The 25888-nt window shown below is 64.9% G+C and carries 20 protein-coding genes; 15 read left to right on the top strand and 5 right to left on the bottom strand.

Features of this window, described 5'->3' with window-relative positions:
• Positions 1–7: 7 nt before the first annotated feature.
• Positions 8–1081 (top strand): tartrate dehydrogenase, encoded by a 1074-nt coding sequence (locus tag ACVWW6_RS37650; RefSeq protein ID WP_271571007.1) that lies wholly within the window; start codon positions 8–10, stop codon positions 1079–1081.
• Positions 1082–1254: 173 nt separating this feature from the next.
• Here ACVWW6_RS37650 and ACVWW6_RS37645 read toward each other — a convergent pair whose 3' ends face one another.
• The 4 genes from ACVWW6_RS37645 to ACVWW6_RS37630 form a co-directional block, all read right to left on the bottom strand.
• Positions 1255–2328, bottom strand: a complete 1074-nt coding sequence (locus ACVWW6_RS37645) for a malate/lactate/ureidoglycolate dehydrogenase (RefSeq protein WP_456682531.1) — start codon at positions 2326–2328, stop codon at positions 1255–1257.
• A 12-nt stretch (positions 2329–2340) separates the two neighbouring features.
• The gene (locus ACVWW6_RS37640; protein ID WP_456682530.1) at positions 2341–3252 is read right to left on the bottom strand and encodes an NAD(P)-dependent oxidoreductase; all 912 of its coding nucleotides are present in this window, start codon (positions 3250–3252) and stop codon (positions 2341–2343) included.
• A gap of 12 nt (positions 3253–3264) precedes the next feature.
• Positions 3265–4515: a Zn-dependent hydrolase gene (locus ACVWW6_RS37635; protein ID WP_028172397.1), complete on the bottom strand. Its 1251-nt coding sequence runs from the start codon at positions 4513–4515 to the stop codon at positions 3265–3267.
• 119 nt (positions 4516–4634) lie between these two features.
• The gene (locus ACVWW6_RS37630; RefSeq protein ID WP_011085704.1) at positions 4635–5552 is read right to left on the bottom strand and encodes a LysR family transcriptional regulator; all 918 of its coding nucleotides are present in this window, start codon (positions 5550–5552) and stop codon (positions 4635–4637) included.
• A gap of 119 nt (positions 5553–5671) precedes the next feature.
• Between ACVWW6_RS37630 and ACVWW6_RS37625 the strand changes: the two genes are divergently transcribed.
• The 6 genes from ACVWW6_RS37625 to ACVWW6_RS37600 all read left to right on the top strand — a co-directional run bounded on the left by ACVWW6_RS37625 (position 5672) and on the right by ACVWW6_RS37600 (position 11252).
• Positions 5672–6487 (top strand): putative hydro-lyase, encoded by an 816-nt coding sequence (locus ACVWW6_RS37625; RefSeq protein ID WP_456682529.1) that lies wholly within the window; start codon positions 5672–5674, stop codon positions 6485–6487.
• 89 nt (positions 6488–6576) lie between these two features.
• Positions 6577–7821, top strand: a complete 1245-nt coding sequence (locus ACVWW6_RS37620; protein ID WP_028172394.1) for an ABC transporter substrate-binding protein — start codon at positions 6577–6579, stop codon at positions 7819–7821.
• Positions 7822–7974: 153 nt separating this feature from the next.
• Positions 7975–8853 carry a branched-chain amino acid ABC transporter permease gene (locus ACVWW6_RS37615; protein ID WP_028172393.1) on the top strand — a complete coding sequence of 293 codons (879 nt, stop codon included), beginning with the start codon at positions 7975–7977 and terminating at the stop codon, positions 8851–8853.
• Entirely contained in the window at positions 8853–9836 is a 984-nt protein-coding gene (locus tag ACVWW6_RS37610; protein ID WP_038965773.1) for a branched-chain amino acid ABC transporter permease, read from the top strand. Before ACVWW6_RS37615 ends, ACVWW6_RS37610 begins: the two co-directional genes overlap by 1 nt.
• Positions 9833–10564, top strand: a complete 732-nt coding sequence (locus tag ACVWW6_RS37605; RefSeq protein ID WP_011085709.1) for an ABC transporter ATP-binding protein — start codon at positions 9833–9835, stop codon at positions 10562–10564. Before ACVWW6_RS37610 ends, ACVWW6_RS37605 begins: the two co-directional genes overlap by 4 nt.
• Positions 10548–11252, top strand: coding sequence for an ABC transporter ATP-binding protein (locus ACVWW6_RS37600; protein WP_161535852.1), 705 nt, complete (start codon positions 10548–10550; stop codon positions 11250–11252). The genes ACVWW6_RS37605 and ACVWW6_RS37600 overlap by 17 nt, the downstream gene beginning before the upstream one ends.
• A 161-nt stretch (positions 11253–11413) precedes the next feature.
• Here ACVWW6_RS37600 and otnC read toward each other — a convergent pair whose 3' ends face one another.
• Positions 11414–12094, bottom strand: a complete 681-nt coding sequence (otnC, locus tag ACVWW6_RS37595) for a 3-oxo-tetronate 4-phosphate decarboxylase (RefSeq protein ID WP_404523294.1) — start codon at positions 12092–12094, stop codon at positions 11414–11416.
• A gap of 37 nt (positions 12095–12131) precedes the next feature.
• Here otnC and ltnD point away from each other — a divergent pair, with 37 nt between their 5' ends.
• From ltnD to ACVWW6_RS37555, 8 genes are all read left to right on the top strand, one after another.
• Complete coding sequence (gene ltnD, locus ACVWW6_RS37590) at positions 12132–13118, top strand: L-threonate dehydrogenase (protein WP_371740284.1); 987 nt, start codon at positions 12132–12134, stop codon at positions 13116–13118.
• Between the two features lie 16 nt (positions 13119–13134).
• The gene (gene otnI / locus ACVWW6_RS37585; RefSeq protein ID WP_028172388.1) at positions 13135–13917 is read left to right on the top strand and encodes a 2-oxo-tetronate isomerase; all 783 of its coding nucleotides are present in this window, start codon (positions 13135–13137) and stop codon (positions 13915–13917) included.
• Positions 13914–15188 (top strand): 3-oxo-tetronate kinase, encoded by a 1275-nt coding sequence (gene otnK, locus ACVWW6_RS37580; protein ID WP_404523292.1) that lies wholly within the window; start codon positions 13914–13916, stop codon positions 15186–15188. The genes otnI and otnK overlap by 4 nt, the downstream gene beginning before the upstream one ends.
• A 170-nt stretch (positions 15189–15358) precedes the next feature.
• A complete protein-coding gene (locus tag ACVWW6_RS37575; RefSeq protein WP_456682528.1) occupies positions 15359–17050 on the top strand; it encodes a methyl-accepting chemotaxis protein in 1692 nt (563 codons plus the stop codon).
• Between the two features lie 176 nt (positions 17051–17226).
• Positions 17227–19419, top strand: a complete 2193-nt coding sequence (locus ACVWW6_RS37570) for a methyl-accepting chemotaxis protein (RefSeq protein WP_456682527.1) — start codon at positions 17227–17229, stop codon at positions 19417–19419.
• Positions 19420–19656: 237 nt separating this feature from the next.
• Complete coding sequence (locus ACVWW6_RS37565; RefSeq protein ID WP_456682526.1) at positions 19657–21351, top strand: methyl-accepting chemotaxis protein; 1695 nt, start codon at positions 19657–19659, stop codon at positions 21349–21351.
• A gap of 168 nt (positions 21352–21519) precedes the next feature.
• Positions 21520–24699 carry an efflux RND transporter permease subunit gene (locus ACVWW6_RS37560; protein ID WP_456682525.1) on the top strand — a complete coding sequence of 1060 codons (3180 nt, stop codon included), beginning with the start codon at positions 21520–21522 and terminating at the stop codon, positions 24697–24699.
• Complete coding sequence (locus tag ACVWW6_RS37555; RefSeq protein ID WP_404523284.1) at positions 24686–25888, top strand: efflux RND transporter periplasmic adaptor subunit; 1203 nt, start codon at positions 24686–24688, stop codon at positions 25886–25888. The genes ACVWW6_RS37560 and ACVWW6_RS37555 overlap by 14 nt, the downstream gene beginning before the upstream one ends.

Genomic DNA, 25888 nt, shown 5'->3' with positions numbered 1-25888 from the left:
GTTCTCGATGAGCAAAAAACAATACCGGATCGCGGTCATCCCCGGCGACGGCATCGGCAAGGAAGTAATGCCGGAGGGCCTGCGTGTTTTGGAGGCGGCCGCCAAGAAACATGGCGTGTCCCTGCATTTCGACCATTTCGACTTCTCGTCATGGGACTATTACGAGAAGCACGGCCAGATGATGCCGGACGACTGGAAGGAGAAGATCGGCAAGCACGATGCGATCTATTTCGGCGCGGTCGGCTGGCCGGCCAAGATTCCGGATCATGTTTCGCTGTGGGGCTCGCTGATCAAATTCCGCCGCGAGTTCGACCAGTACGTGAACCTGCGGCCGGTACGGCTGATGCCCGGCGTGCCGTCGCCGCTCGCCAACCGCAAGCCCGGCGACATCGATTTCTGGGTGGTTCGTGAGAACACCGAAGGTGAATATTCCTCCGTCGGCGGCCGCATGTTCCCGGACACCGACCGTGAATTCGTCACCCAGCAGACGGTGATGACCCGCACCGGCGTCGACCGCATCCTGAAGTTTGCCTTCGAGCTCGCGCAATCGCGACCGAAGAAGCACCTGACCTCGGCGACCAAGTCGAACGGCATCTCCATCACCATGCCCTATTGGGACGAGCGCGTGGAGGCGATGGCCAAGAAGTTCCCGGGCGTGAAGTGGGACAAGTACCACATCGACATCCTCACCGCGAACTTCGTGCTGCATCCTGACTGGTTCGACGTCGTTGTCGGCTCGAATCTGTTCGGTGACATCCTCTCCGATCTCGGCCCGGCCTGCACCGGCACCATCGGCATCGCGCCATCAGGTAACATCAATCCCGAGGGCGATTTCCCCTCCGTGTTCGAACCGGTGCACGGCTCGGCGCCCGACATCGCGGGGCAGGGCATCGCCAACCCGATCGGCGCAATCTGGTCCGGTGCGATGATGTTCGAGCATCTCGGCGAGAAGGAAGCCGGCCGATCGATCGTGGACGCGATCGAGCGCACGCTCGCCGAGCGCACGCTGCGCACCAGGGATCTCGGCGGCAATGCCGACACGACGGCCTGCGGCAAGGCGGTCGCGGATATGGTGGATTAAGCAGAGCTGCTAACCGAGGCGTCGTCCCGGCGAAAGCCGGGACCCATTACCCCAGGGAGTAGTTGCGGCGCGACGTTGGTGACTACGAGTCTTCGCCAAACCACCTTCTGTGGTTATAGGCCCCGGATCTGCGCTTCGCTGCGCTGATCCGGGACGACAGCAGTTGCGGTTTCCTACCCCGCGATCTTCTCGATCGCGGCCTGACCCAGCCCGAACTTCTGCCCGGCCGCGAGAATCTCCTGCCAGGTGGTCGGATCGACCGGAATGCCTTCGGCGAGGCGCTTTTTCTTGGTCTCGCGCTCGGGCTCGCCGGCGATCTTGACCTTGTCGACGCCGGGGCCAGGCGGTGAGCCGGTGTGCCAGGCGACGAAGCTTTCGACTTCGCGTGCGAGGTTTTCGCCGGTGCCGAGCTTGCCCGGGTCGATGATGATCGAGAGCATGCCGTTGAGGACGTTGTACTTGCCGTCGGACGGGCCCTTGACCACCTGTCCGCCGGAGAGCGCGCCGCCGAGGATTTCGCACACGAGCGCGAGCCCCGAACCCTTGTGCTCGCCGAACGGCAGAATAGCGCCGTACGGCGGGATCACGGTGTAGCGCGGATTGACCGTGGGCTTGCCTTCATTGTCGATGATGGTGCCGGGCTCCAGTTCGACGCCCTTGTTGTGGGCGACGCGGGTCTTTCCTTGCGCGATCCTGCTGGTGGCGAAGTCGAGCACGATCGGCTCTTTGCCCCTGCGCGGGATGCCGACGCAGAACGGGTTGGTGCCGTGGCGGGCATCGCTGCCGCCCCAGGGCGCCACGATCGGGCGCGAGATCACGTTGACGAAGTGGATCGATACAAGCCCGTGGTCGATGCACTGCTCGGCCCAGTGGCCGATGCGGCCAATGTGGTGCGCATTGGAAAGACCGACGAGACATACGCCGTTGCTCTTGGCACGCTCGGCTGCCAGCTCCATCGCTTCGTGGCCGATCACCTGGCCGTAGCCGGTGAGGCCGTCGAGGGTGAGGAGCGGGCCAGTGTCGAGCACGATCTTGACGTGCTGGTTCACGGCGAGGCCGCCGTTGGTGACGCTCTGGACATAGCGCGGGATCATGCCGACGCCGTGCGAGTCATGTCCCCTAAGATTGGCCTCGACGAGGTTGGTGGATACGAGCTCGGCCTCGCGGTCCGAGGAGCCGCCGGCCTTGACGATGGCGCGGACGACGCTGGTGAGCGCTTCGGCCTTGATGGTGCGATAGTCAGCCATTTGTTGTTGCTCTTATCCCTTCACGATCCGGCGGCAGTGAATCCAGGCCGCTTCAATCAGGTTCTCGCTGGCCTCCGGCGTGCGGAACGCCGAATGCGCCGACAGTGTCACGTTCGGCAGTTTTGTCAGCGGATGATCGCCGGGCAGGGGCTCGACGTTGAAGACGTCGAGGCCGGCGTGACGGATGTGGCCCGACTTCAGCGCGTCGATCACGGCGACCTCGTCGACGACTGCGGCGCGCGCGGTGTTGATGAGGATGACGCCGGGCTTCATCGCAAAGATCTTCTCGCGCGTGATCATGCCGCGCGTTTCTTCGTTGAGCAGCAGGTGCAGCGACACCACGTCGCTGGTCGCCAGCACCGTGTCGAGATCGGTGAACGTGACGCCCGGGGAGCTCTTCGGCGAGCGATTCCAGGCGATCACCTTCATGCCGCTGCCGGACGCAATGCGCGCGACCTCTGCTGCGATGCCGCCGAAGCCGATAAGGCCGAGCGTCTTGCCGGTGAGCTGCATGCCGTCTTCGCGCAGCCAGTTGCCGACGCGCATCTCGCGGTCCATCATCGCGATGACGCGGGCCGAGGCCCACATCAGCGCGATCGCAGATTCAGCCACGGCGGTGTCGCCATAGCCCTTGATCAGGTGCACGGAGATGCCGAGCTCGGCGAGCTCTTCCGGATTCATGTAGCTGCGCGCGCCGGTGCCGAGGAACACGACGTGCTTCAGCCCCATGCATTTCTTCGCGACGTCCGTCGGCAGCGCGGTGTGGTCGACGATCGCGATCTCGGCGCCGTCGAGGATTTCCGGGTATTGCTCGGGCTTGATGTCCGGATCCCTGTTGATCCGCACCTTGGGATCGCCTGGTTTCTCCAGCCGCTCCATGATCACGGCGAGGGCTTCGTTGGCGTCGACGAAAACTCCGCGCATGGCTCTCTCCGGTCAGGCCGCGACGCCGGCGATCGCCAGCACGGTATGCATCAGCACGTTGGTGCCTGCGGCGCAGTCGGGCTGCGTGGCATCCTCAAGCTCGTTGTGGCTGATGCCGTCCTTGCAGGGCACGAACACCATCGCCGCCGGCATGACGGTGTTGAGGTTGCAGGCGTCGTGGCCGGCGCCGGAGGTGATGCGGCGAGAGGAATAGCCGAGCGTCTTCGCCGCGTTCTCGACCGCCGCGATCAGCTTGGGATCGAAATGCGTCGGCGGCTTGCGCCAGACCAGGTCGATCTTGACCTCGACCTTGCGGCGGGCGGCAATCTCGGCAATCGCGGCGCGCAGATCGTGATCGAGCGCGTCCATGATCGCGCCATCGGCACTGCGGCAATCCATGGTGAAGGCGATCTCGCCGGGAATGACGTTGCGCGAGGGGTTTGAGATCACGGCCTCGCCGATGGTGCCGACCGCGTTCGGCCCATGCTTCTTTGCAATCGCCTCCATCGCCAACACGATTTCGGAGAGCGTGGCCAGCGCATCGCGCCGCAGCGGCATCGGGGTCGATCCCGCATGGCTCTCGAAGCCGGAAATCTTGCCGTCATACCAGAGCACGCCCTGGCCGGAATCGACGACGCCGATGGTCTTGCCCTCGGCCTCCAAAATCGGGCCCTGCTCGATGTGCAGCTCGACGAAGCAGCCGAGCTTCTGGAAGCCGACCGGCTTGTCGCCGCGATAGCCGATGCCGTCGAGCGCCTGGCCGACGGTGATGCCCTCGGCGTCCTTGCGTGACAGGATGTCGTCGGTGGTGAAATCGCCGACGTAAGCCGCCGACGCCATCATCGCGGGCGCGAAGCGCGAGCCTTCCTCGTTGGTCCAGTTGACCACACAGATGGGCGCCTCGGTCTCGATGCCGGCGTCGTTCAGGGTGCGGATCACTTCCAGCGCGCCGAGCGTTCCCAGGATGCCGTCATATTTGCCGCCGGTCGGCTGGGTGTCGAGATGCGAGCCGATGCCGACGGGCGGCTTCGACATGTCACGTCCCTTGCGCAGGCCGAACTGTGAGCCGAGCGCATCGACATGAACCTCGAGACCGGCATCCTCGCAGGCCTTGCGGAACCAGTCGCGCACCTGCTTGTCCTCGGCGCTCAGCGTCAGCCGCCGCACGCCGCCCTTGGCCGTCCCGCCGAATTGCGCGGTCTCGTGGATGGAGCCCCAGAGGCGGGCGGAATCGATTTGCAGATTGGTGGCGGCTCGGCTCATGCGGTCAGTCTCTCAGTTGTCATTCCGGGGCCCGACGAGCGAACCCGGAATCTCGAGATTCCGGGTCTGGTGCTTGCGCACCATCCCGGAATGACGTTGAAGGTTGTCCGGCATCCGTTTCAATGACGCGCCAGCGCGGGCGCGTCAACCGCGAGGCTGCTCTGCGCAATCTGACATGCAAGCTCGGCGACACGCTCCACCGCCACGACGTCGGGCGAGGCGAGCCAGCTCGCCGTGAACGTCAGCGGTGTGATTTCGAGATCGGTGTCGAGCAGTTGCAGCCGCCCGTCGGCGAGCTCGTTCTCGACGATGGCGTCGGGGATCACGGCGATCCCGAGGCCCTCGACCGCCATGTGGATAACGGTCGCGAGCGACGCAGAGGCATGCAGCCGTATCGGCGGCAATTCCGGCCGGTCGAACACCTCGCGCACGACCTCGTAAGGCTTGGTCTTGCGTGGGAAGGTGATGATCGGAAACCGTGCGAGCTCCGCCGGCGTCACCGGACCCTTGCCGAGCCCGAGCGAGGGGCTTGCGAGAAAGCCGATCGGGTAGTCGGCGAGCACGCGATTGTGCACGCCGGAGGCGGACAGCGGCCCAACCACGAAAGCAAGCTCGATCTCCTGCGCGAGGAGGCGTGCCGTGAGGTTCGGGGTGATGTCGACCTCGATCTCGAGCGACAGGTTCGGATAGATCTGGTTCACGCTTTTCACGAGGCGCGGCAGCCAGGTGTGCACGATGGTCTCGGCGACGCCGAGCCGCATCACGCCGCGCATCGCTGAGCGGTCGCCGATCTCCGCCATCATCTGAGCGCGGAGACCGATCAGCTTCTCCGCATAGACCATCATCTGCCGGCCGCTCGGCGTCGGCGAGGCCACGCGATGGTCGCGGTTGAGCAGCTTCACGCCCATCTCGCGCTCGAGCTGGGCGATGCGCTGGGAGATCGCCGGCTGGGTCGTGTTGAGGCGGGCCGCAGCGCCGCGGAAGCTGCCGAGCTTCACAACCCAGAGGAACGTCTCGATCGATCTGAAGTCCAGCATTGGAAGGATTTCCCCGATCGATAAATTGGATTTATCGATATTGATTAGAAAGGACGATTAGACTTTATAGCACGCTTGGTGTTGGCTGTCCTTGTCGAGTTTATAGGCAGGTCGATCAGATGACTGTTTTGGTGGCAGCGCAGCAAACTGAAACGCCCGACCCACTCCCGAGCCGCCAGGCGCGGCTCGCCTATCGCGGCGGCGAGGTGGGATCCACCGCCGGGGTCGCCCCCGGCTTCGTCCAGGGCAATCTGGCGATTCTGCCGGCGGAATACGCCAGCGCCTTTCACCGCTTCTGCCAGCTCAACCCGAAACCCTGCCCGATCATCGGCATGTCCGACGTCGGCAGTCCGCATATCCCCGCACTCGGCGCCGATCTCGACATCCGCACCGACGTTCCCCGCTACCGTGTCTGGCGCGATGGCGAAGTCGTCGACGAGCCGACCGACGTGAAGAGCTACTGGCGCGACGATCTGGTGACCTTCGTGCTCGGCTGCTCGTTCTCGTTCGAGGAGGCGCTGCTCGACGAGGGCATGCCGATCCGCCACATCGAGCAGAACGTGCGCGTGCCGATGTACCGCACCAACATCGCCTGCGGCGAGGCCGGTCCGTTCGCCGGCCCCATGGTGGTGTCGATGCGTCCGTTCAAGCCGGCCGATGCGATCCGCGCCGTGCAGATCACCTCGCGCTATCCAGCCGTGCACGGCGCGCCCGTGCATCTCGGCCATCCGCATCTGATCGGCATCAAGGACATCGCCAAGCCCGACTATGGCGATCCCGTGCCGGTCGCCGATGACGAGATTCCGGTGTTCTGGGCCTGCGGCGTCACGCCGCAATCGGTGATCAACGCCGCCAGGCTGCCGTTCGCGATCACGCATTCGCCCGGCCTGATGCTGGTGACGGATCTCAAGAACAGGACCATGGCCGTGATATAGTGGGCAGCGTTTGCTGCTTCTTCGGGCTTTACCGCATCCATCAATCGCTTCATTCGATCAGCCGAAATTCCGTAACAGAGGACTTTGCCATGACGATCTCTCGCCGCGACGTGTTGCTGGGTGCCACCGCCACAGCAGCGCTGGTGCCGCTCGCCGCACGCGCCCAGACCTCGGAAGTCGTGATCGGCGTCATCTATCCGTTCTCCGGTGGCAGCGCGCAGCAGGGCGTCGATGCGCAGAAGGCCTATGAGACCGCGCTCGAGGTCATCAACAAGGACACCGATTTCGACCTGCCGCTGGCGAAGGGCGAAGGCCTGCCGGGCCTCGGCGGCGCAAAAGTCCGTCTCGTGTTCGCCGACCACCAGGCCGATCCGCAGAAGGGCCGCGCCGAGGCCGAGCGCCTGATCACGCAGGAGAAGGTCTCCGCCATCATCGGCACCTACCAGAGCGCGGTCGCCGTCACCGTCAGCCAGATCTGCGAGCGTTACCAGATCCCGTTCGTCTCCGCCGACAACTCCTCGCCGAGCCTGCATCGCCGCGGTCTCAAATATTACTTCCGTGCCGCGCCGCATGACGAGATGTACTCGGCCGCGATGTTCGACTTCTTCGACGCGATGAAGAAGAAGGGCACCAAGATCGAGACGCTGTCACTGTTCCACGAGGATACCATCTTCGGCACCGACTCGGGCAACGCCCAGGCCAAGATCGCCGGCGAGCGCGCCTACAAGATCGTCACCGACATCAAGTATCGCGCCAATTCGCCGTCGCTCTCGGCCGAAGTGCAGCAGCTCAAGACCGCCAATGCCGACGTGCTGATGCCCTCGAGCTACACCACCGACGGCATCCTGCTGGTCAAGACCATGGCCGAGCTCGGCTACAAGCCCAACGCGATCGTGGCGCAGGACGCAGGCTTTTCCGAGAAGGCGCTCTACGACGCCGTCGGCGACAAGCTCGAAGGCGTGATCTCGCGCGGCACCTTCTCGCTCGACCTCGCGCAGAAGCGCCCGATGGTCGGCAAGATCAACGAGATGTTCAAGGCGCGGTCGGGCAAGGATTTCAACGACCTCACTTCGCGCCAGTTCATGGGCCTGATCATCCTTGCTGACGCCATCAGCCGCGCCAAGTCGACCGACGGCGAGAAAATCCGCGATGCGCTGGCCGCCACCGACATCCCGGGCGAGCAGACCATCATGCCCTGGAAGCGCGTCAAGTTCGACGAGATGGGCCAGAACAACGACGCCGACCCGGTGCTGCTGCAATATGTCGGCGGCAAGTTCGTCACCATCTTCCCGCCGCAGGCCGCGATCGCCGAAGCAATCTGGCCGATGAAGTAAGCGTTTCGGAGAGCGGGAGCTCAGACTTGGCTCCCGCCCTCATCCTGAGGAGCGGGCGTAGCTCGCGTCTCGAAGGACGAGGGTGGGCCCATCCTTCGAGACGCGCGCCGCGGCGCGTTCCTCAGGATGAGGGCGTATTGTGGGGGACGACTTTTGACAGCTCAAGCCATTATCCAGAGTCTCGCGAGCGGCCTGCTCATGGGCCTGCTCTACGGACTGATCGCCGTCGGCCTCGCGCTAATCTTCGGCCTGATGGACGTCGTGAACTTCGCCCATGGCGAGTTCCTGATGATCGCGATGTATGTGAGCTTCTTCCTGTTCGCGTTCTTCGCCATCGACCCCCTGCTGTCGGCGCCGCTGGTCGCCGCGGCCCTGTTCGTGTTCGGGGCGGTCGTCTACCTCTTGATTGTACGCTTCGCGATGCGCGCCAAGGCAAACGCCGGCATGGTGCAGATCTTCTCGACCTTCGGCCTTGCCATCGTGATGCGCGGGCTCGCGCAGTTCTTCTTCACGCCGGACTATCGCAGCATTCCGCAGTCCTGGCTCGGCGGCAAGACGATCTCGATCGGCGGCATCTTCCTGCCGGAGCCGCAGTTGATCGGCGCGCTGGTCTCGATCGCGGCTTTCGCCGGCCTCTATTTCTTCATCAACCGCACTGACTTCGGCCGCGCGCTCGAAGCCACCCGCGAAGATCCCGGTGCAGTCGCACTCGTCGGCATCGACAAGAACCGCGTGTTCGCGCTGGGCTGGGGCCTGGGCGCCGCACTGGTCGGTCTCGCCGGCGCGATCATGGCGGTGTTCTTCTACATCTATCCGGACGTCGGCGCCTCCTTCGCGCTGATCGCCTATGTCACGGTCGCGCTCGGCGGTTTCGGCAGCGTGTTCGGCGCGTTTGCCGGCGGCATCATCGTCGGCCTCGTCGAGGCGACCACCGCCCTGGTGCTGCCGCCTTCGCTGAAATCGGTCGGCATCTACGCGGTCTATCTGCTCGTCGTCTTCATCCGGCCGCGCGGCCTGTTCGGATCGATGTGATGGACCAGAATTTTGCTACGCGGCGCCGCCGCGACCTGATCATCGCCGCAGTGCTGGCCGCGCTCGCGGCCCTTGCACCGCTGTTCATCAAGGATGTCTACGTCCAGAACATCCTGATCCTGACCCTGATGTACGCGGCGCTGTCGCAGAGCTGGAACATCCTGTCCGGCTATTGCGGACAGATCTCGCTGGGGCACGCGCTCTATTTCGGCATCGGCGCCTATACCACCGAGCTGCTGTTCACCAAGTTCGGCGTATTGCCCTGGTTCGGCATGCTCGCCGGCGGCGTGATCGCGGCCGTCATCGCAATGGGGCTTGGCTATCCCTTCTTCCGTCTGCGCGGCCATTACTTCGTGATCGCGACCATCGTCATCGCCGAGATCGGGCTGCTCCTGTTCCAGAACTGGGAATGGGCGGGTGCTGCGATGGGCATCACCATTCCGGTGCGCGGCGACAGCTGGCTGAAATTCCAGTTCATGCGCAGCAAGCTGCCTTACTTCTATTTCGCGCTGGTGCTGTGCAGCCTCGCCTGGTTCGTCACCTGGTGGCTCGAAGATTCCAAATGGGGCTTCTGGTGGCGCGCCGTGAAGGACAATCCGGAAGCGGCCGAGAGCCTCGGCGTCGTCGTGTTCAATTCCAAGATGGGCGCGGCGGCCGTCTCCGCCTTCCTCGTCGCCATCGGCGGTGCCTTCTATGCGCAGTTCCTCGCCTATATCGATCCCGAGAGCGTGATGGGCTTCCAGTTCTCGCTGCTGATGGCGCTGCCGGCCGTGCTCGGCGGCATCGGCACCCTGTGGGGGCCGGTGCTCGGCGCTGCCATCCTGATCCCGATGACGGAGCTGACACGCTCCTATATCGGCGGCTCCGGCCGTGGTGTTGACCTTATCGTCTATGGCGCACTGATCGTTGCGATCTCGCTGGCCCTGCCGCGCGGTCTGGTGAGCCTGTTCTCCCGTTCAAAAGCAAAGGGAGCCACGCGATGACCGCGCTCCTTGAAACCCGCGGCGTCTGGCAGCGGTTCGGCGGCCTCGTCGCCAACAGCGACGTGTCGATCTCGGTCGGCCGCGGCGAGATCGTCGGCCTGATCGGCCCGAACGGTGCCGGCAAGTCGACATTGTTCAATCTCATCGCCGGCGTCCTGCCGCCGACCCAGGGCTCGATCTGGTTCGACGGCGAGGACGTCACCCACATGCCGGCGGCCGAACGCTGCCAGCGCGGTGTCGGGCGCACCTTCCAGGTGGTCAAAAGCTTCGAGACCATGACGGTCATCGACAACGTCATCGTCGGTGCGCTGGTGCGCAACACCGTGATGCGCGAGGCGCGGCGCAAGGCGCATGAGGTGCTCGAATTCACCGGCCTTGCAGCACGCGCCGACGTGCTCGCAAGCGATCTCGTGCCGGCCGAGAAGCGCCGCCTGGAAGTCGCCCGTGCGCTCGCGACCGAACCAAAGCTGCTGTTGCTCGACGAAGTCCTCACCGGTCTCACGCCGACCGAAGCGCAGACCGGTGTCGCGCTGGTGCGCAAGGTGCGCGATGCCGGCATCACCGTGCTGATGGTCGAGCACGTCATGGAGATCGTGATGCCGCTGGTCGACCGCGCCATCGTGCTTGACCTCGGCAAGGTGCTGGTCGAGGGCAAGCCTGCCGACGTCGTTCGCGATCCCAAGGTGATCAGCGCATATCTGGGAGATCGTCATGCTGTCAGTGCATGAAGTCACGACCGCCTATCAGGGTCTGGTCGCGATCTCCGCAGTCTCGATCGAGGTCGAGAAGGGCGAGATCGTCTGCGTCGCCGGCGCCAACGGCGCGGGCAAGTCGACGCTGCTGAAGTCCATCGCCGGCGCCGAACGCCCGCGTTCGGGCACCGTGACGTTCGACGGCAAGCGCCTCGACGGCATGGCGCAGCACCACATCACGGCCACCGGCATCGCCTATGTGCCGGAGAACCGCCGCTTGTTCCCGCGCCTGTCGGTGCGCGACAACCTTCGCCTCGGCAGCTATCTCTACCGCGGCGAGGCGAACCGCGAGGGACCGCTCGACCTCGTCTTCAACCTGTTTCCGCGTCTTCAGGAACGTTTGGAGCAGCGCGCCGAAACGCTCTCCGGCGGCGAGCAGCAGATGCTCGCCATCGGCCGCGCGCTGATGACGCGCCCGCGGCTGCTGATGCTGGACGAGCCGTCGCAAGGCATCATGCCGAAGCTGGTCGACGAAATCTTCCAGGCCGTATTGCGCATCCGCGACGCCGGCATGACCGTCCTGATCGTCGAGCAGCGCATGGCCGAATGCCTGGAGATCGCCGACCGCGCCTACATCTTGCAAACCGGCCGCGTGCTGATGCAGGGCCCGGCAGCCGAGATCAGGGGCAATCCCGATGTGAGGAAGGCGTATCTGGGGCTGTAGCTAGACTGCCGCCGCAATCGCAGCCGTCATCCTGAGGGGGCGCGCTCTTTGCGCGCCTCGAAGGATGGGCCGCAAGCGCCTGTAGCCCATCCTTCGAGGCTTCACCTTGCGATGCATTGCATCGCAAGGCTCGCACCTCAAGATGATGGCGGAGTATGCGGTTAATGTCCGTGCCCGTGCCCATGCTCCGGCAACGTCACCCCGAACACCTTCACCAGATCCTTCACCTGCTCCGGTGACAAATATCGCGGGTTCAACCCGCGCAGCAGCAGATACAGCTTCGCCGTCTCCTCCAGCTCCTCGGTCGCGAAAACCGCAGCCTCCAGCGTGTCGCCGGCGACCACCGGGCCGTGATTGGCGAGCAGGACGGACGAATATTTCCCCGCCAGCCCCTTGATCGCATCCACCACCGCGGGATCGCCGGGGCGGTAATAGGGCACGAGCGCGGTGGCGCCGCATTTCATCAGATAATAGGCCGTCATCGGCGGCAGCGCGGCGCGCGGGTCGATCTCGGGCAGCATCGACAGTGCGACGGAATGCGTCGAGTGCAGGTGCACGATCGCGCGTGCACTGCCGCGGGTGCCGTAGAGCGCGGTGTGCAGCGGAACTTCCTTGGTCGGTGCATCGCCCGAGATCGGCCGGCCCTGGCTATCCAGCCGCGACAGCCGCGCCGGGTCGAGGAAGCCGAGCGAGGCATTGGTCGGCGTCACCAGCCAGCCGCCATCGTCAAGCTTGACGCTGATATTGCCGGAGGAGCCCGGCGTCAGCCCGCGCTCGAACAGGGACCGTCCGAAGCGGCAGATATCCTCACGCAGCCTTGTCTCGTTGCTCATGGCCGTCATGCCTGCTTGTCTCACGCTTTGGCAGCGCGGCCAAGCCGTGTTATTCGGTTGCCAAGCTGCCGCAAAGGGCGGCTATTCGGGAAACGTTCGCAAGGGTCAGTTGCATATGTCCGCCTCCACGTCACAGAATCAGCGTATCGCCGTCGTCGGGCTTGGCTCGATGGGGTTTGGCATGGCGACCTCGCTGAAGCGCGCCGGTCACGCCGTCACCGGCTGCGACGTCTCGGCTGATGCGGTGGCGCGCTTCGTGAAGGACGGCGGCGCGGGCGCCAAGACGCCGGCCGAAGCGGCCAAGGACGCCGACGTCGTCGTCAGCGTCGTCGTCAACGCCGCGCAGACCGAGACGATCCTGTTCGGCAAGGATGGCGTCGCCGAAACCATGCCCAAGGACAGCGTCTTCCTGTCATCGGCCACCATGGATCCCGACGTGGCGCGGCGCCTTGCCAAGCAGCTCGAGGCGACCGGTCGGCATTATCTGGATGCGCCGATCTCCGGCGGGGCGCAGCGCGCCGCGCAAGGCGAGCTGACGATCCTCGCCTCAGGCAGCCCGGCCGCCTTTGCAAAGGCACGGCCGGCGCTCGATGCCATGGCTGCAAAGCTCTACGAGCTCGGCGACGCGGCCGGGCAGGGTGCCGCCTTCAAGATGATCAACCAGTTGCTGGCCGGCGTGCACATCGCTGCTGCCAGCGAAGCGATGGCGTTCGCGGCCAAGCAGGGCCTCGACATCCGCAAGGTCTATGAGGTGATCACGGCCTCCGCCGGCAATTCCTGGATGTTCGAGAACCGCATGCCGCATGTGCTCGACGGCGACTATACGCCGCGCAGCGCGGTCGAGATCTTCGTCAAGGACCTCGGCATCATCCAGGACATGGCGCGCAGCGCCAGATTCCCGGTGCCGGTCTCCGCCGCCGCCCTCCAGATGTTCCTGATGACGGCTGCCGCCGGCATGGGCCGCGATGACGACGCCTCGGTTGCGCGCATGTATGCGCAGGTCACCGGCGTGAAGCTGCCCGGCGACAAGTAAGGATAAGAGGATTCCAATGCCCCGTTTCGCCGCCAATCTCTCGATGATGTTCACCGAGGTGCCGTTCCTCGATCGCTTCGAGGCCGCCGCCCAGGCCGGCTTCACCGCCGTTGAGTTTCTCTTTCCTTATGAGCATCCGGCCGAGGCGGTCGGCGAGCGGCTCAAGCGCAACGGTCTGACCCAGGCGCTGTTCAACCTGCCGCCCGGCGACTGGAATGCGGGCGAGAAGGGTTTTGCTGCGCTCCCGGCGCGCTTCGCCGATCTCAAGGCGAGCCTCGAGACCGCGCTGCCTTACGCCAAGGCCACCGGCGTCAAGCGCCTGCACCTGATGGCCGGCCTTGCCAACCGCGGCGAGCGCGTCGCCATCGAGGCGTTCTACAAGTCGGTGGCGTGGGCGGCGGAGTTCTTCGCGCCGCACGGCATCGACATCGTGCTCGAGCCGATCAATGCCCGCAACGTGCCCGGCTACTTCCTCAACGATTTCGGCTTCGCGCGCGACCTGATCCAGGAGTTGCGGCTCCCGAACCTCAAGCTCCAGTTCGACATCTATCACTGCCAGATCATCCATGGCGACGTCACCATGCGCTTGCGCGAGATGATGCCGATCATCGGCCACATCCAGATCGCCAGCATTCCATCGCGCAACGAGCCCGACGGCGAGGAGCTGAACTATCCCTTCCTGTTCGAAGAGCTCGACCGGCTCGGCTATGCCGGCTTCGTCGGCTGCGAATACAATCCGCGCGGCAAGACCACCGACGGGCTCGCCTGGTTCAAGCCCTATGCGGGAGTGAAGCCGTGACTCTTGCACTGGGTTGCATCGCCGACGACTACACCGGCGCCTCCGATCTTGCCAACACGCTGACGCGTGCGGGCCTGCGCACCGTGCAGACCATTGGCATTCCTGCCGATGATCTGGCGCTGCCCGAGGTCGACGCTGTCGTGGTGTCCTTGAAGAGCCGCTCGATCGAAGCAGGTCTTGCTGTATCGCGCTCGCGCGCGGCGGAGACATGGCTGCGGGGCCGCGGCGCGAGCCATGTGCTGTTCAAGATCTGCTCGACCTTCGATTCCACCGACGCCGGCAATATCGGCCCTGTCATGGACGCGTTGCGCGACGATTGCGGCGAGGGCATCGTTCTGGTGACGCCGGCCTTCCCCGAGACCGGCCGCACCGTCTACCAGGGCAACCTGTTTGTCGGCGCCGTGCCGCTGAACGAGAGCCCGCTGAAGGACCATCCGCTCAACCCGATGCACGATTCCAGCCTGGTGCGGGTGCTGGCGCGCCAGAGCCGGACGCAAATCGGCCTCGTCGATCTCGCCACCGTCACGCGCGGCGCAGACGCCGTGCGGGCACGGCTGGCCGAACTCGCGGGCAAGGGCATTGGCGCTGCGATCATCGACGCCGTCTTCGATCGCGATCTCGAAACCATCGGCCTCGTCGCAGCCGAACATCGGCTGTCGGTCGGCGCCTCCGGCATCGGCCTTGGACTGGCGCGCGCGCTGGTGTCGACGGGCAAGGTCAAGTCGAATGCGGCAGGCGGCGAATCCGGAGCTGCCGTTGGTGGGCCGGCGGCGTGTCTTGCCGGCAGCTGCTCGCAGGCCACGCTCAAGCAGATCGCCAGCGCCGAACAGGTCATGCCGGTGTTTCATCTCGATCCGGACCGTATTCTTACGGGGGCGGACGAAGCTCAGCGTGCGCTGGACTGGGCAAGGCCGCGGCTGGCGGAGGGGCCCGTGCTGATCGCATCGAGCTCGACACCGGATCAGGTCGCCGCGCTTCAGGCACGTCACGGCCGTGACGCAGCCGGACATGCGATCGAGCAGGCCATGGCCGACATCGCCGAAAACCTTGTGAAATCAGGCGTGCGGCGATTGGTCGTTGCCGGCGGCGAGACGTCCGGCGCCGTGGTCGACCGGTTGAGGATTCCCGGATTTCTCGTGGGGGTGGAGATCGCTGCAGGCGTTCCGGTGCTGCGCGCGGTAGGCGCCGGGGGCGACATGCTGCTCGCTCTGAAGTCCGGCAATTTCGGTGGCCCGGAGTTCTTCTCCGATGCGCTTAGGCTCATGCGCTGAGCGCAGAGCGTTCTTAGCTGCCTGTTCATCTCTTTCAGGCTCCGTACTCGTACGGAGTCGTAGTTAACATCTGCTCAGTCGCTCTGTTGTCTGATGTCGGCGTCGCTCCTTTTGGTTGATTCTTAAAACCTCCCGGACGCGCGCCCGCGCCAGCATAAAGAGACCTGACTATGTTCGCCAAGATCTCCATCCGCGCCAAGATCATCAGTGTCGTGGCGTTCCTGCTGGTCGCGATGACCGGCATGGGCCTGCTCGCCGTCATGAAGATGCGCGCGATGAACGCGAACACTACCGACATCACCACGAGCTGGATGCCCAGCGTGAGGGTGCTGGGCGAACTCCGGGCCAGCGTCATCACCTATCGCAGCGTCGTCCGCGAGCACATGCTGGCCGAGACCCTGGAAGAAAAGCTCGCGATGGAAAAGATCGCGGTCACCACCAGCGAGACACTGGCCAAGGCCCGCCAGAGCTACGAGCCCATGATCACCTCGCCGGAGGAGCGGGCGCTCTACACCGAATGGTCCAAGCTGTGGGACGACTACAAGAAGAGCGCCGACGAGGTCTTTGCAGTGTCGCGCAAGGAGGTCGGCAAGGTCCCGCACGAGGCGCATGAGCTGAACGTCAAGACCGCCAACAAGATCGGCATCCAGTCCGACGAGGTCCTGCGCAAGGATATCGACCTCAACACCCGGGGTGGCGACCAGGCCGCGCGGGATGCCGCCGACAGCTATTCCTTCGCCTTCCTGCTGGTCGCGATCATCCTGGGCGCGGCCGTCCTGACAGGCATCGGCGTCAGCGTCTATCTCGTCCACGACGTCTCCAGCGGCATCAACTCGATCGTCGAGCCGATGCAGGCGCTGGGCAAGGGCGACCTCTCCGCCGAAGTCCCGCATCGCGGCGAGAAGACCGAGATCGGCGCCATGGCCGACGTGCTCCAGGTCTTCAAGGAGGCGTTGATCGCCAAGAAGGCCGCCGACGAAGCCGCCGCGGCCGACGCCGAAGCCAAGATCGAGCGCGGCCGCCGCGTCGACAATATCACCCGCGAATTCGAAACGATGATCGGCGAGATCGTCCAGACCGTGTCATCGGCCTCGACCCAGCTCGAAGCTTCCGCCTCGACGCTGACCTCGACCGCCGACCGCTCCCAGCGGCTCGCGACCACGGTTGCCGGAGCTTCGGAGGAAGCCTCGACCAACGTGCAGTCGGTGGCTTCGGCGACGGAGGAGATGGCCTCATCGGTCGGCGAGATCAGCCGTCAGGTGCAGGAATCGGCGCGGATGGCGGGCGACGCCGTCGGCCAGGCCCGCGCCACCACCGAGCGCGTCAGTGAGCTTTCGAAGGCGGCTTCCCGCATCGGCGATGTCGTCGAGCTGATCAACACCATCGCCGGCCAGACCAACCTCCTGGCGCTGAACGCCACCATCGAGGCGGCGCGCGCGGGCGAAGCCGGCCGCGGCTTCGCGGTGGTGGCTTCCGAAGTGAAGGCACTCGCCGAGCAGACCGCGAAGGCGACCGGCGAGATCGGCCAGCAGATTTCCGGCATCCAGGCGGCGACCAACGATTCGGTCGGAGCGATCAAGGAGATCTCCTCGACGATCGAGCGTCTCTCGGAGATCTCGTCGGCGATCGCTGCGGCCGTCGAAGAGCAGGGTGCAGCGACCCAGGAGATCGCCCGCAATGTGCAGCAGGCGGCGCAGGGCACCCAGCAGGTCTCCTCCAACATCTCCGACGTGCAGCGCGGTGCGACCGAGACCGGCACCGCCTCCTCGCAGGTGCTGTCGGCGGCGCAGATGCTGTCGAACGACTCGAGCCGGCTCAAGACCGAGGTCAGCAAGTTCCTGACCAGCGTTCGCGCTGCGTAGCCGTCAGAGCAGGTATCGGACTACGCAAGAGCGGCGCCGTCGGCGGCGCTCTTTGATTTTGGCGCATGGCTTGGCGCCTGCTGACTTATTTTTCACGTGGGTCATACGGTTCCAATTCTTTACGGGTTCCCAACCCTGCGAACCTTAACTCGTCGCAGTGTTTTGGAGACTCAATCGTGAAGTTGTTTTCATTTTCCGCCATTCGCTCCATCCAGTTGAAGATCGCCCTGATTGCCGGCCTCTGCCTGGCAGTGACGTGCATCGTGCTGATCGGCTACGGCCTCTTCTCCACGCAGAGCATGAACCAGTACGTGACCCACGAGGTCATGCAGCTGGTCGACCGTCAGACCAAGGAGAGCCTGATGAACCGGGCCTCCACCGAAGCCAACGCCATCAAGGCTGAGCTGGAGGTCGGGTTTGATGCGGCGCGCACCACCGCACATGCCTTCGCGATCCTCGCCGACGAGAAGACCGGCACTCCGATCGCGGCGCGGCGGACCCAGTTCAACGCGCTTCTGCGTCACGTGCTCGAGCTCAACCCTGCCTTCAACGGCACCTACTCGGCCTGGGAACCCGGCGCGCTGGATGGTGACGATGCGTCGTTCAAGGGACGCAAGGAGGCGGGATCGGATAATACCGGCCGCTTTCTGCCCTATTGGACGCGCAACGCCAGCGGCGCCATCGCCGTTCAGCCGCTCGTCGAGTACGACAGCAGCGAGCGGCATCCCAACGGCCTCGTGAAGGGCGCCTGGTACATCAACCCGAACACCACGGGTAAGGAAAACATCCTGGGTCCGTTGCCCTACATCGTTCAGGGCAAGGCCGTCTTCCTCGCGACCATGTCGGTGCCGGTCATGATCGACGGCAAATTCCGCGGTGTCGCCGGCGCCGACTACAATCTCGACTTCGTGCAGAAGCTGGCCGTCAAGATCAACGGCTCGCTGTTCGAGGGCAAGGGCAAGGTCGCGATCCTCAACGACACCGGGCTGATCGTCGCCAACAGCGCCAATCAGGACCTGATCGGCAAGAACGCCTCCGAGGCCGACGCTCGCTGGAGTGAAAGCCTCGCCATCGTCAAGGCCGGCAAGGGCGCGGTGCAGGACGATCCGAAGTTCGCCAACATCGACATCTATGCGCCGATCCGCTTCGGGCTCACCGAGAACGCCTGGTCGATCGTGATCTCGATCCCCCGCGACGTGGTGCTTGCGTCTGCAAGGCAACTCGACGCCTCGCTCAGTGCCCGTGCGACCTCGAACACGTTCTGGCAGCTCGGCGTTGGCCTGGTCATCGTGCTGGCGGCGATCTTCCTGATCTCGTTCGCCGCACGCAAGATCGCGCGGCCGATCCAGGATTGTGCCAATTTCGCCGATGGCATCGCCAAGGGCGATTTCAATCAGCAGCTCGGGATCGAGCAGGCCGACGAGGTCGGTAGGCTGGCGACGTCGCTCAGGTCGATGCAGGGCGACATCAAGCGCAGCATCGAGCAGCGTGCCCAGGACCAGGCGGCTGCCGACCGCGAGCGCCGGCGCGCGATGAACGAGCTGGCCGACAGCTTCGAAGCGTCGGTCGGCGGCATCGTGGAGACGGTGTCGGCCGCGTCCGGTGCGCTGGAATCCTCGGCCGGAACGCTCAGCTCGACCGCCGAACGGGCGCAACAGCTTACCAAGGTCGTCGCTGCGGCGTCAGACCAGGCATCGGGCAACGTGCAGTCGGTGGCCTCGGCAACGGAGGAGATGGCCTCTTCGGTCGGCGAGATCAGCCGTCAAGTGCAGGAATCGGCGCGGATGGCGAGCGACGCCGTCGGCCAGGCCCGAGCCACCACCGAGCGCGTCAGCGAACTCTCCAGGGCGGCCGCCCGCATCGGCGACGTCGTCGAGCTAAGCAACACCATCGCCGGCCAGACCAACCTGCTCGCGCTGAACGCCACCATCGAGGCGGCACGCGCCGGCGAGGCCGGCCGCGGCTTCGCGGTGGTCGCCTCCGAGGTGAAGGCGCTCGCCGAGCAGACCGCGAAGGCGACCGGCGAGATCGGCCAGCAGATCTCCGGCATCCAGCTTGCGACCAACGACTCGGTCGGCGCGATCAAGGAGATCTCCTCGACCATCGAGCGTCTGTCGGAGATCTCGTCGGCGATCGCCGCCGCGGTGGAAGAGCAGGGCGCGGCCACGCAGGAGATCGCTCGCAACGTGCAGCAGGCGGCGCAAGGAACCCAGCAGGTCTCTTCCAACATCACAGACGTGCAGCATGGCGCGACCGAGACCGGCACGGCCTCTTCGCAGGTGCTGTCGGCGGCGCAAATGCTGTCGAACGACTCGGGCCGGCTCAAGAACGAGGTCAGCAAGTTCCTGACCAACGTCCGCGCCGCGTAGACCCTCGCACAACCCGTCGATCGAGCGAGGAGCGGCGCCAAAAACGTCGCTCCTTTCATTCTTCCGGTAGCATGATGTCGCTTTTAGGTGGCGTTACGAGGGGTACCCGTAGTCTTGCGGACAGATCGTTTCATCGATGGTTAAAGCGGATTTTCAAGAATTGGGCGAGGGCGGTCTCGCGCTGCGGCAGTCCTGATTGGAATGATTTCAGACTGAATTCGGTCTTTGGGGGCTTCGATGCGCAAGAATTTTCCTGTCACTGATGTCGAATATCCGGTCAGTGACGAGACACTGATCGTCTCCCGGACCGACCTCAAGGGCAAGCTCACCTACTTCAACGAGGATTTCCTCGCCGCCGCCGGCTTCACGTCGGCCGAGCTGATGGGCCAGCCGCACAACATCGTCCGTCATCCCGACATGCCGCCGGAGGCGTTCGACAATCTCTGGGACACGCTGAAGGCCGGCAAGCCGTGGCTCGGCGCGGTGAAGAACCGCCGCAAGAACGGCGACTTCTACTGGGTGCTGGCGACGGCCTCGCCGATCCGCGAGAACGGCCATGTCACCGGCTATACCTCGATCCGCACCAGGCTGCCGGCCGACCAGCGCAAGCTCGCCGAAGAGGTCTATGCCGCGATCCGCGAGAAGAAGCCGCATGGCTATCGCGTCGATGCCGGCATCATCCGCCGCCGCTCGCTGCTCGATCGCTTCAGCGTCTTCACCGGGACGCTGAAGGCGCGCCTGGTCACGACGATGACGCTCCAGGCGGTGTTCATGCTGGCGCTCGGCATCGGCGGCGCGCTCTCCACCGGCGGTTCGACCAGCCTGGTTCTGACGCTGCTGGCCTTGTTCGGCATCGCCATCGTCGGCTTCGCCGGCCTTGCGACCATGCGCGCGATCCAGGGCCCGATGCGGCACCTCAACGACACCATGCTCAACCTCGTGCAGGACAAGCTCGACAACCGCATCGTCATCGAACGCGACGACGAGATCGGCGAGGCGCTGCGCAACCTCCAGACCGTGCAGACCATCATCCGCTTCAGCCGCGACGAGGTCCAGGCGGTGCAGCGCCGCGCCGAGGAGCAGCGCAAGGCCGGCATGACCAAACTTGCCGACGGCTTCGAGGCCGCGATCGGCGAGATCGTCGAGACCGTGTCGTCAGCTGCGACCGAGCTCGAGGCGTCGGCCTCGACGCTGTCCTCGACGGCGGGCCGGGCGCAGGAACTGGCGACGGTGGTCGCAGCCGGCTCGGAAGAAGCTTCCACCAACGTCCATTCGGTGGCATCGGCCGCCGAGGAGATGTCGTCGTCGGTCCACGAGATCGGTCGCCAGGTGCAGGATGCCACCCGGATTGCGAGCGAGGCCGTCAGCCAGGCGCACGCCACCACCGAACGCGTCAGCGAGTTGTCGCGGGCGGCCTCTCGGATCGGCGACGTCGTCGAGCTCATCAATGCCATCGCGGGCCAGACCAATCTCCTGGCGTTGAACGCCACGATCGAAGCGGCACGTGCCGGCGAGGCCGGCCGCGGCTTTGCGGTTGTGGCTTCCGAGGTCAAGGCGCTCGCCGAACAGACGGCGAAGGCGACCGGCGAGATCGGCCAGCAGGTCGGCGGCATCCAGGCGGCGACGCAGGAATCGGTCGGCGCCATCAGCGAAATCTCCGGCACCATCGCGCGCCTTTCCGAAATATCCTCGGCGATCGCCGCAGCCGTGGAGCAGCAGCGCGCGGCGACCCAGGAGATCGCCCGCAATGTGCAGCAGGCGGCCAACGGCACCCAGCAGGTGTCTTCCAATGTCGGCGACGTCCAGCGCGGCGCCTCCGAAACCGGATCGGCGTCTTCGCAGGTGCTGTCGGCGGCGCAGATGCTGTCCCGCGACTCCAACCGCCTCAAGCTCGAGGTCGGCAAGTTCCTGAACTTCGTCCGCGCAGCGTGACGTGTGCGGCCGCATAGCTGCGATGCCGATTTCGCAGTGCGGTAGCAGGGAAGTGAATGCAGGAAAGCTGCCGGTGATTAGCGTTTCCGGCGGTGCTCAGGTAAAGGGGAAATAGGATCCCCGTGGGGCGGATTCCGTATCCCTGCCTGACCTGGAATTGCCTGGCGCATGATTGCTCTGGTCCGTATTGCCCTGAGCCGACCCTATACGTTTGTCGTGCTCGCGCTCCTGCTCCTGATCATCGGACCGCTGGCAGCCCTGCGGACGCCGACCGACATCTTCCCCGACATCCGCATTCCCGTGATCGGCGTGGTCTGGCAGTACACCGGCCTGCCGCCCGACCAGATGTCCGGCCGCATCACGACGCCGTTCCAGCGTGCGCTGACGACGACGGTCAACGACATCGAGCATATCGTCGCCAACTCCTATAACGGCTTTGGCATCATCAAGATCTTCTTTCAGCCGAACGTCGACATCCGCACTGCCAACGCACAGGTCACAGCGATCTCGCAGACGTTGCTCAAGCAGATGCCGCCGGGCGCGACGCCGCCCTTGATCCTGAACTACTCCGCCTCGACCGTGCCAATCATCCAGGTGGCCTTGTCGGGCGACGGCCTGACCGAGCAGAACCTCGCCGATATCGGCATTAACAATCTGCGCACCCCGCTGGTCACCGTGCCTGGTGCGGCGATTCCGTATCCGTTCGGCGGCAAGCAGCGCCAGGTCCAGATCGATCTCGACCCGACCGCGCTCCAGGCCCGCGGCCTGTCGGGCCAGGACGTCGCCAATGCGCTGGCTGCGCAGAACCTGATCACGCCTGTAGGCACCCAGAAGATCGGCACCTTCGAATACAACATCCAGCTCAACAACTCGCCGCTGAAAATCGACGAGCTCGGCAACCTCCCGATCAAGACCGTCAACGGCGCGATGGTCTATGTGCGCGATGTCGCGACCGTGCGTGACGGCAATCCGCCGCAGACCAACATCGTTCATGTCGACGGCAACCGCTCGGTGTTGATGATGGTGCTGAAGGCGGGCGCGACCTCGACGCTCGATATCATCGCCGGCATCAAGCAGAAGGTGATCGAGGTCAAGGACCAGCTCCCGGACGCGCTGAAGATCGGCTTCATCGGCGACCAGTCGGTGTTCGTTCGCGGCGCGATCGAAGGTGTCGCCTTCGAGGGCGTGATCGCGGCGCTGCTGACCAGCGTCATGATCCTGCTGTTCCTCGGCAGCTGGCGCTCGACCATCATCATCGCGGTCTCGATCCCGCTGTCGGTGCTGGGCGCCATCATCATGCTCTCGGCGATCGGCGAGACGCTGAACATCATGACGCTCGGCGGTCTCGCGCTCGCCGTCGGCATCCTCGTCGACGACGCCACCGTGACGATCGAGAACATCAACTACCATCTGGAGCAGGGCAAGCCGGTCGAGCAGTCGATCCTCGACGGCGCCAACCAGATCGTCACGCCGGCCTTCGTCTCGCTGCTCTGCATCTGCATCGTGTTCGTGCCGATGTTCTTCCTCACCGGTGTCGCGCGCTTCCTGTTCGTGCCGATGGCCGAAGCGGTGATGTTCGCGATGATCTGGTCGTTCATCCTGTCGCGCACGCTGGTGCCGACCATGGCGAACTATCTGCTGCATGCGCATGTCCACCACGAGGGCGAGCCGCCGACATCGCGCAATCCGCTGGTCTGGTTCCAGCGCGGGTTCGAGAAGCGTTTCGAACGCATCCGCGGCGGCTACCATGATTTCCTTGGGCTGGCGCTGGCGCATCGCGCGGTGTTCGTGATCGGCTTCCTCTGCGTGGTCGGCGCGTCCTTCGCGCTGGTGCCGTTCCTCGGGCGCAACTTCTTCCCCGCGGTCGATGCCGGCAACATCCTGATGCATGTCCGCACCCAGGTCGGCACCCGCGTCGAGGAGACCGCGAACCAACTCGCTGACGTGCAGAAGGCCGTGCGCAAGCTGATCCCGGGTGAGATCGAGACCATGACCGACAACATCGGCATGCCGATCTCCGGCATCAACATGACCTACAACAACACCGGCGTGATCGGTCCGCAGGACGGTGACATCCAGATCAAGCTGAGGGAAGGCCACAAGCCGACCGAAGAGCATGTACGCGTCCTGCGCGAGCAGCTGCCGCGGCTGTTCCCCGGTGTCAGCTTCGCGTTCCTGCCGGCCGATATCGTCAGCCAGATCCTGAATTTCGGTGCGCCGGCGCCGATCGACCTTCAGATCCGCGGCGCCAACATCAGCGCCAACTTCGCTTACGCCAACAATCTGCTGGCCAAGGTCCGCAAGATTCCCGGCGTTGCCGATGCGCGCATCCAGCAATCGCCGAACAACCCGACCTTCAATATCGATGTCGACCGTACCCGTGCGCAATATGTCGGCCTGACCGAGCGCGACGTCACCAACAGTCTCGTGGTCAATCTTGCCGGTTCCTCGCAGGTGGCGCCGACCTACTACCTCAATCCGGATAACGGCGTGTCCTATTCGATCGTGATGCAGACGCCGCAATACCAGATCGACTCGCTCGGCGCGCTGCAGACGCTGCCGATCACCGCCACCGGCAACGCGCAGTCGCCGATCCTCGGCGGCATCGCCGACATCAAGCGCTCGACGTCGAGCGCGGTGGTGTCGCAATACGACATCCAGTCGATGGTGCAGATCTTCGCTACGACCTCGGGCCGCGATCTCGGCGCGGTTGCCGCCGACATCCGCCAGGTGATCGCCGACACCGCGAAGGAGGTGCCGAAGGGATCTTCCGTCGTGCTGCTCGGCCAGGTGCAGACCATGAACAGCGCCTTCACCGGCCTGCTGTTCGGCCTGCTCGGGGCCGTCGTACTGATCTACTTCCTGATCGTCGTGAATTTCCAGTCCTGGTCCGACCCGTTCGTGATCATCACGGCGCTGCCGGCCGCGCTCGCCGGCATCGTGTGGATGCTGTTCATGACCGAGACCACGCTGTCGGTCCCGGCGCTCACCGGCGCCATCATGTGCATGGGGGTTGCCACCGCCAACAGCGTGCTCGTGATCTCCTTTGCGCGCGAGCGCTACGCGGAGCTCGGCGATCCCGTTGCGGCTGCGCTCGAAGCCGGCTTCGTCCGGTTCCGCCCGGTGTTGATGACCGCGCTTGCCATGATCATCGGCATGGCGCCGATGGCTCTGGGCCTCGGCGAGGGCGGTGAGCAGAATGCGCCGCTCGGCCGCGCCGTGATCGGCGGCCTGATCTTTGCAACCTTCGCCACGCTGATGTTTGTTCCCGTGGTGTTCAGCATGGTACACAAGAAACAAGGCGCCGAAGCCGCCGCCCCCTTGGAGACTCCGCATGTCGCCCACTGAATCCCGCTCCCCGGTGTCGCACCGGAAACTGGGCATCTTCGGCGTGGTGGCGCTGATTGCGGCAGGCCTTGTCGTCGGCACCGGCATCCGCGCGCGCGAGGAGCAGGGCTCCAAGTTGAAGGAATGGACCGATGATCAGGCCGTTCCCAGCGTCGCGGTGACCCAGCCTAACGCCAAGGCGCTCAACGCCAGCCTCGATCTGCCGGGCCGGTTGGAAGCCTACTACCGTGCCCCGATCTTCGCGCGCGTGTCGGGTTACCTGAAGAGCTGGAGCGCCGACATGGGGGCCCGCGTCAAGGCAGGGCAGGTGATTGCCGAGATCGAGGCGCCCGACCTCGATCAGCAGCTCCTGCAGGCCCGCGCCGACCTCGCCAGCCAGCAGGCCAGCGCAAGGCTGTCGGAAGCGACGTTGAACCGGCGCAAGACGCTGGTCGCCTCCAACTTCGTCTCCGCGCAGGAGATCGACGAGCGCACCGCCGATCTCTCCAACAAGAACGCCGCGGTGCATTCGGGACAGGCCAATGTCGAGCGGCTGGAAGCGCTGGCCGGCTACAAGAAGATCACCGTTCCGTTCGACGGCGTGGTCACGGCGCGCGATACCGACGTCGGTGCGCTGATCAATGCCGGTGGCGGCTCGGGCCCGGCGATGTTCGTGGTCTCGGACATCACCAAGCTGCGCGTCTATGTCAACGTGCCCCAGAATTACGTGCCGGCCATCAAGATCGGCGCGAAGGCCACCATCGCGCTGCCGGAGTATCCGAACCGGACCTTCCAGGCGACGGTGGAAGCGTCTTCGCAGGCCGTCGACGTTGCCTCCGGCACCACGCGCATGCAGCTTGGCCTGGACAATTCCTCGGGCGAACTAATGCCCGGCGGCTATGCCAGCGTGAAGTTGAGCCTCCAGCGCGACTCCGCGCCGCTCAGCATTCCCGCCAGCGCGCTGATCTTCAACGGCAGCGGCCTGCGTGTCGCGACCGTCGGTGCGGACGACAAGGTGCTGTTCAAGGCCGTGACGATCGCGCGCGATCTTGGCAAGGAAATCGAGCTCGCATCAGGCATCTCTCCGGACGATCGCGTCATCACCGCCCCGCCGGACGGCCTGTCCGATGGCGATCAGGTCCGCGTCGTCGGCGCCGGCGCCAAGGGCAAGCCGGCCACCGCGTCGGAAAAGCAGGCGCCGAAGGGCTAG

Source organism: Bradyrhizobium sp. USDA 3311, from assembly GCF_054062495.1.
This window is presented reverse-complemented; position numbering and strand designations above follow the sequence as displayed.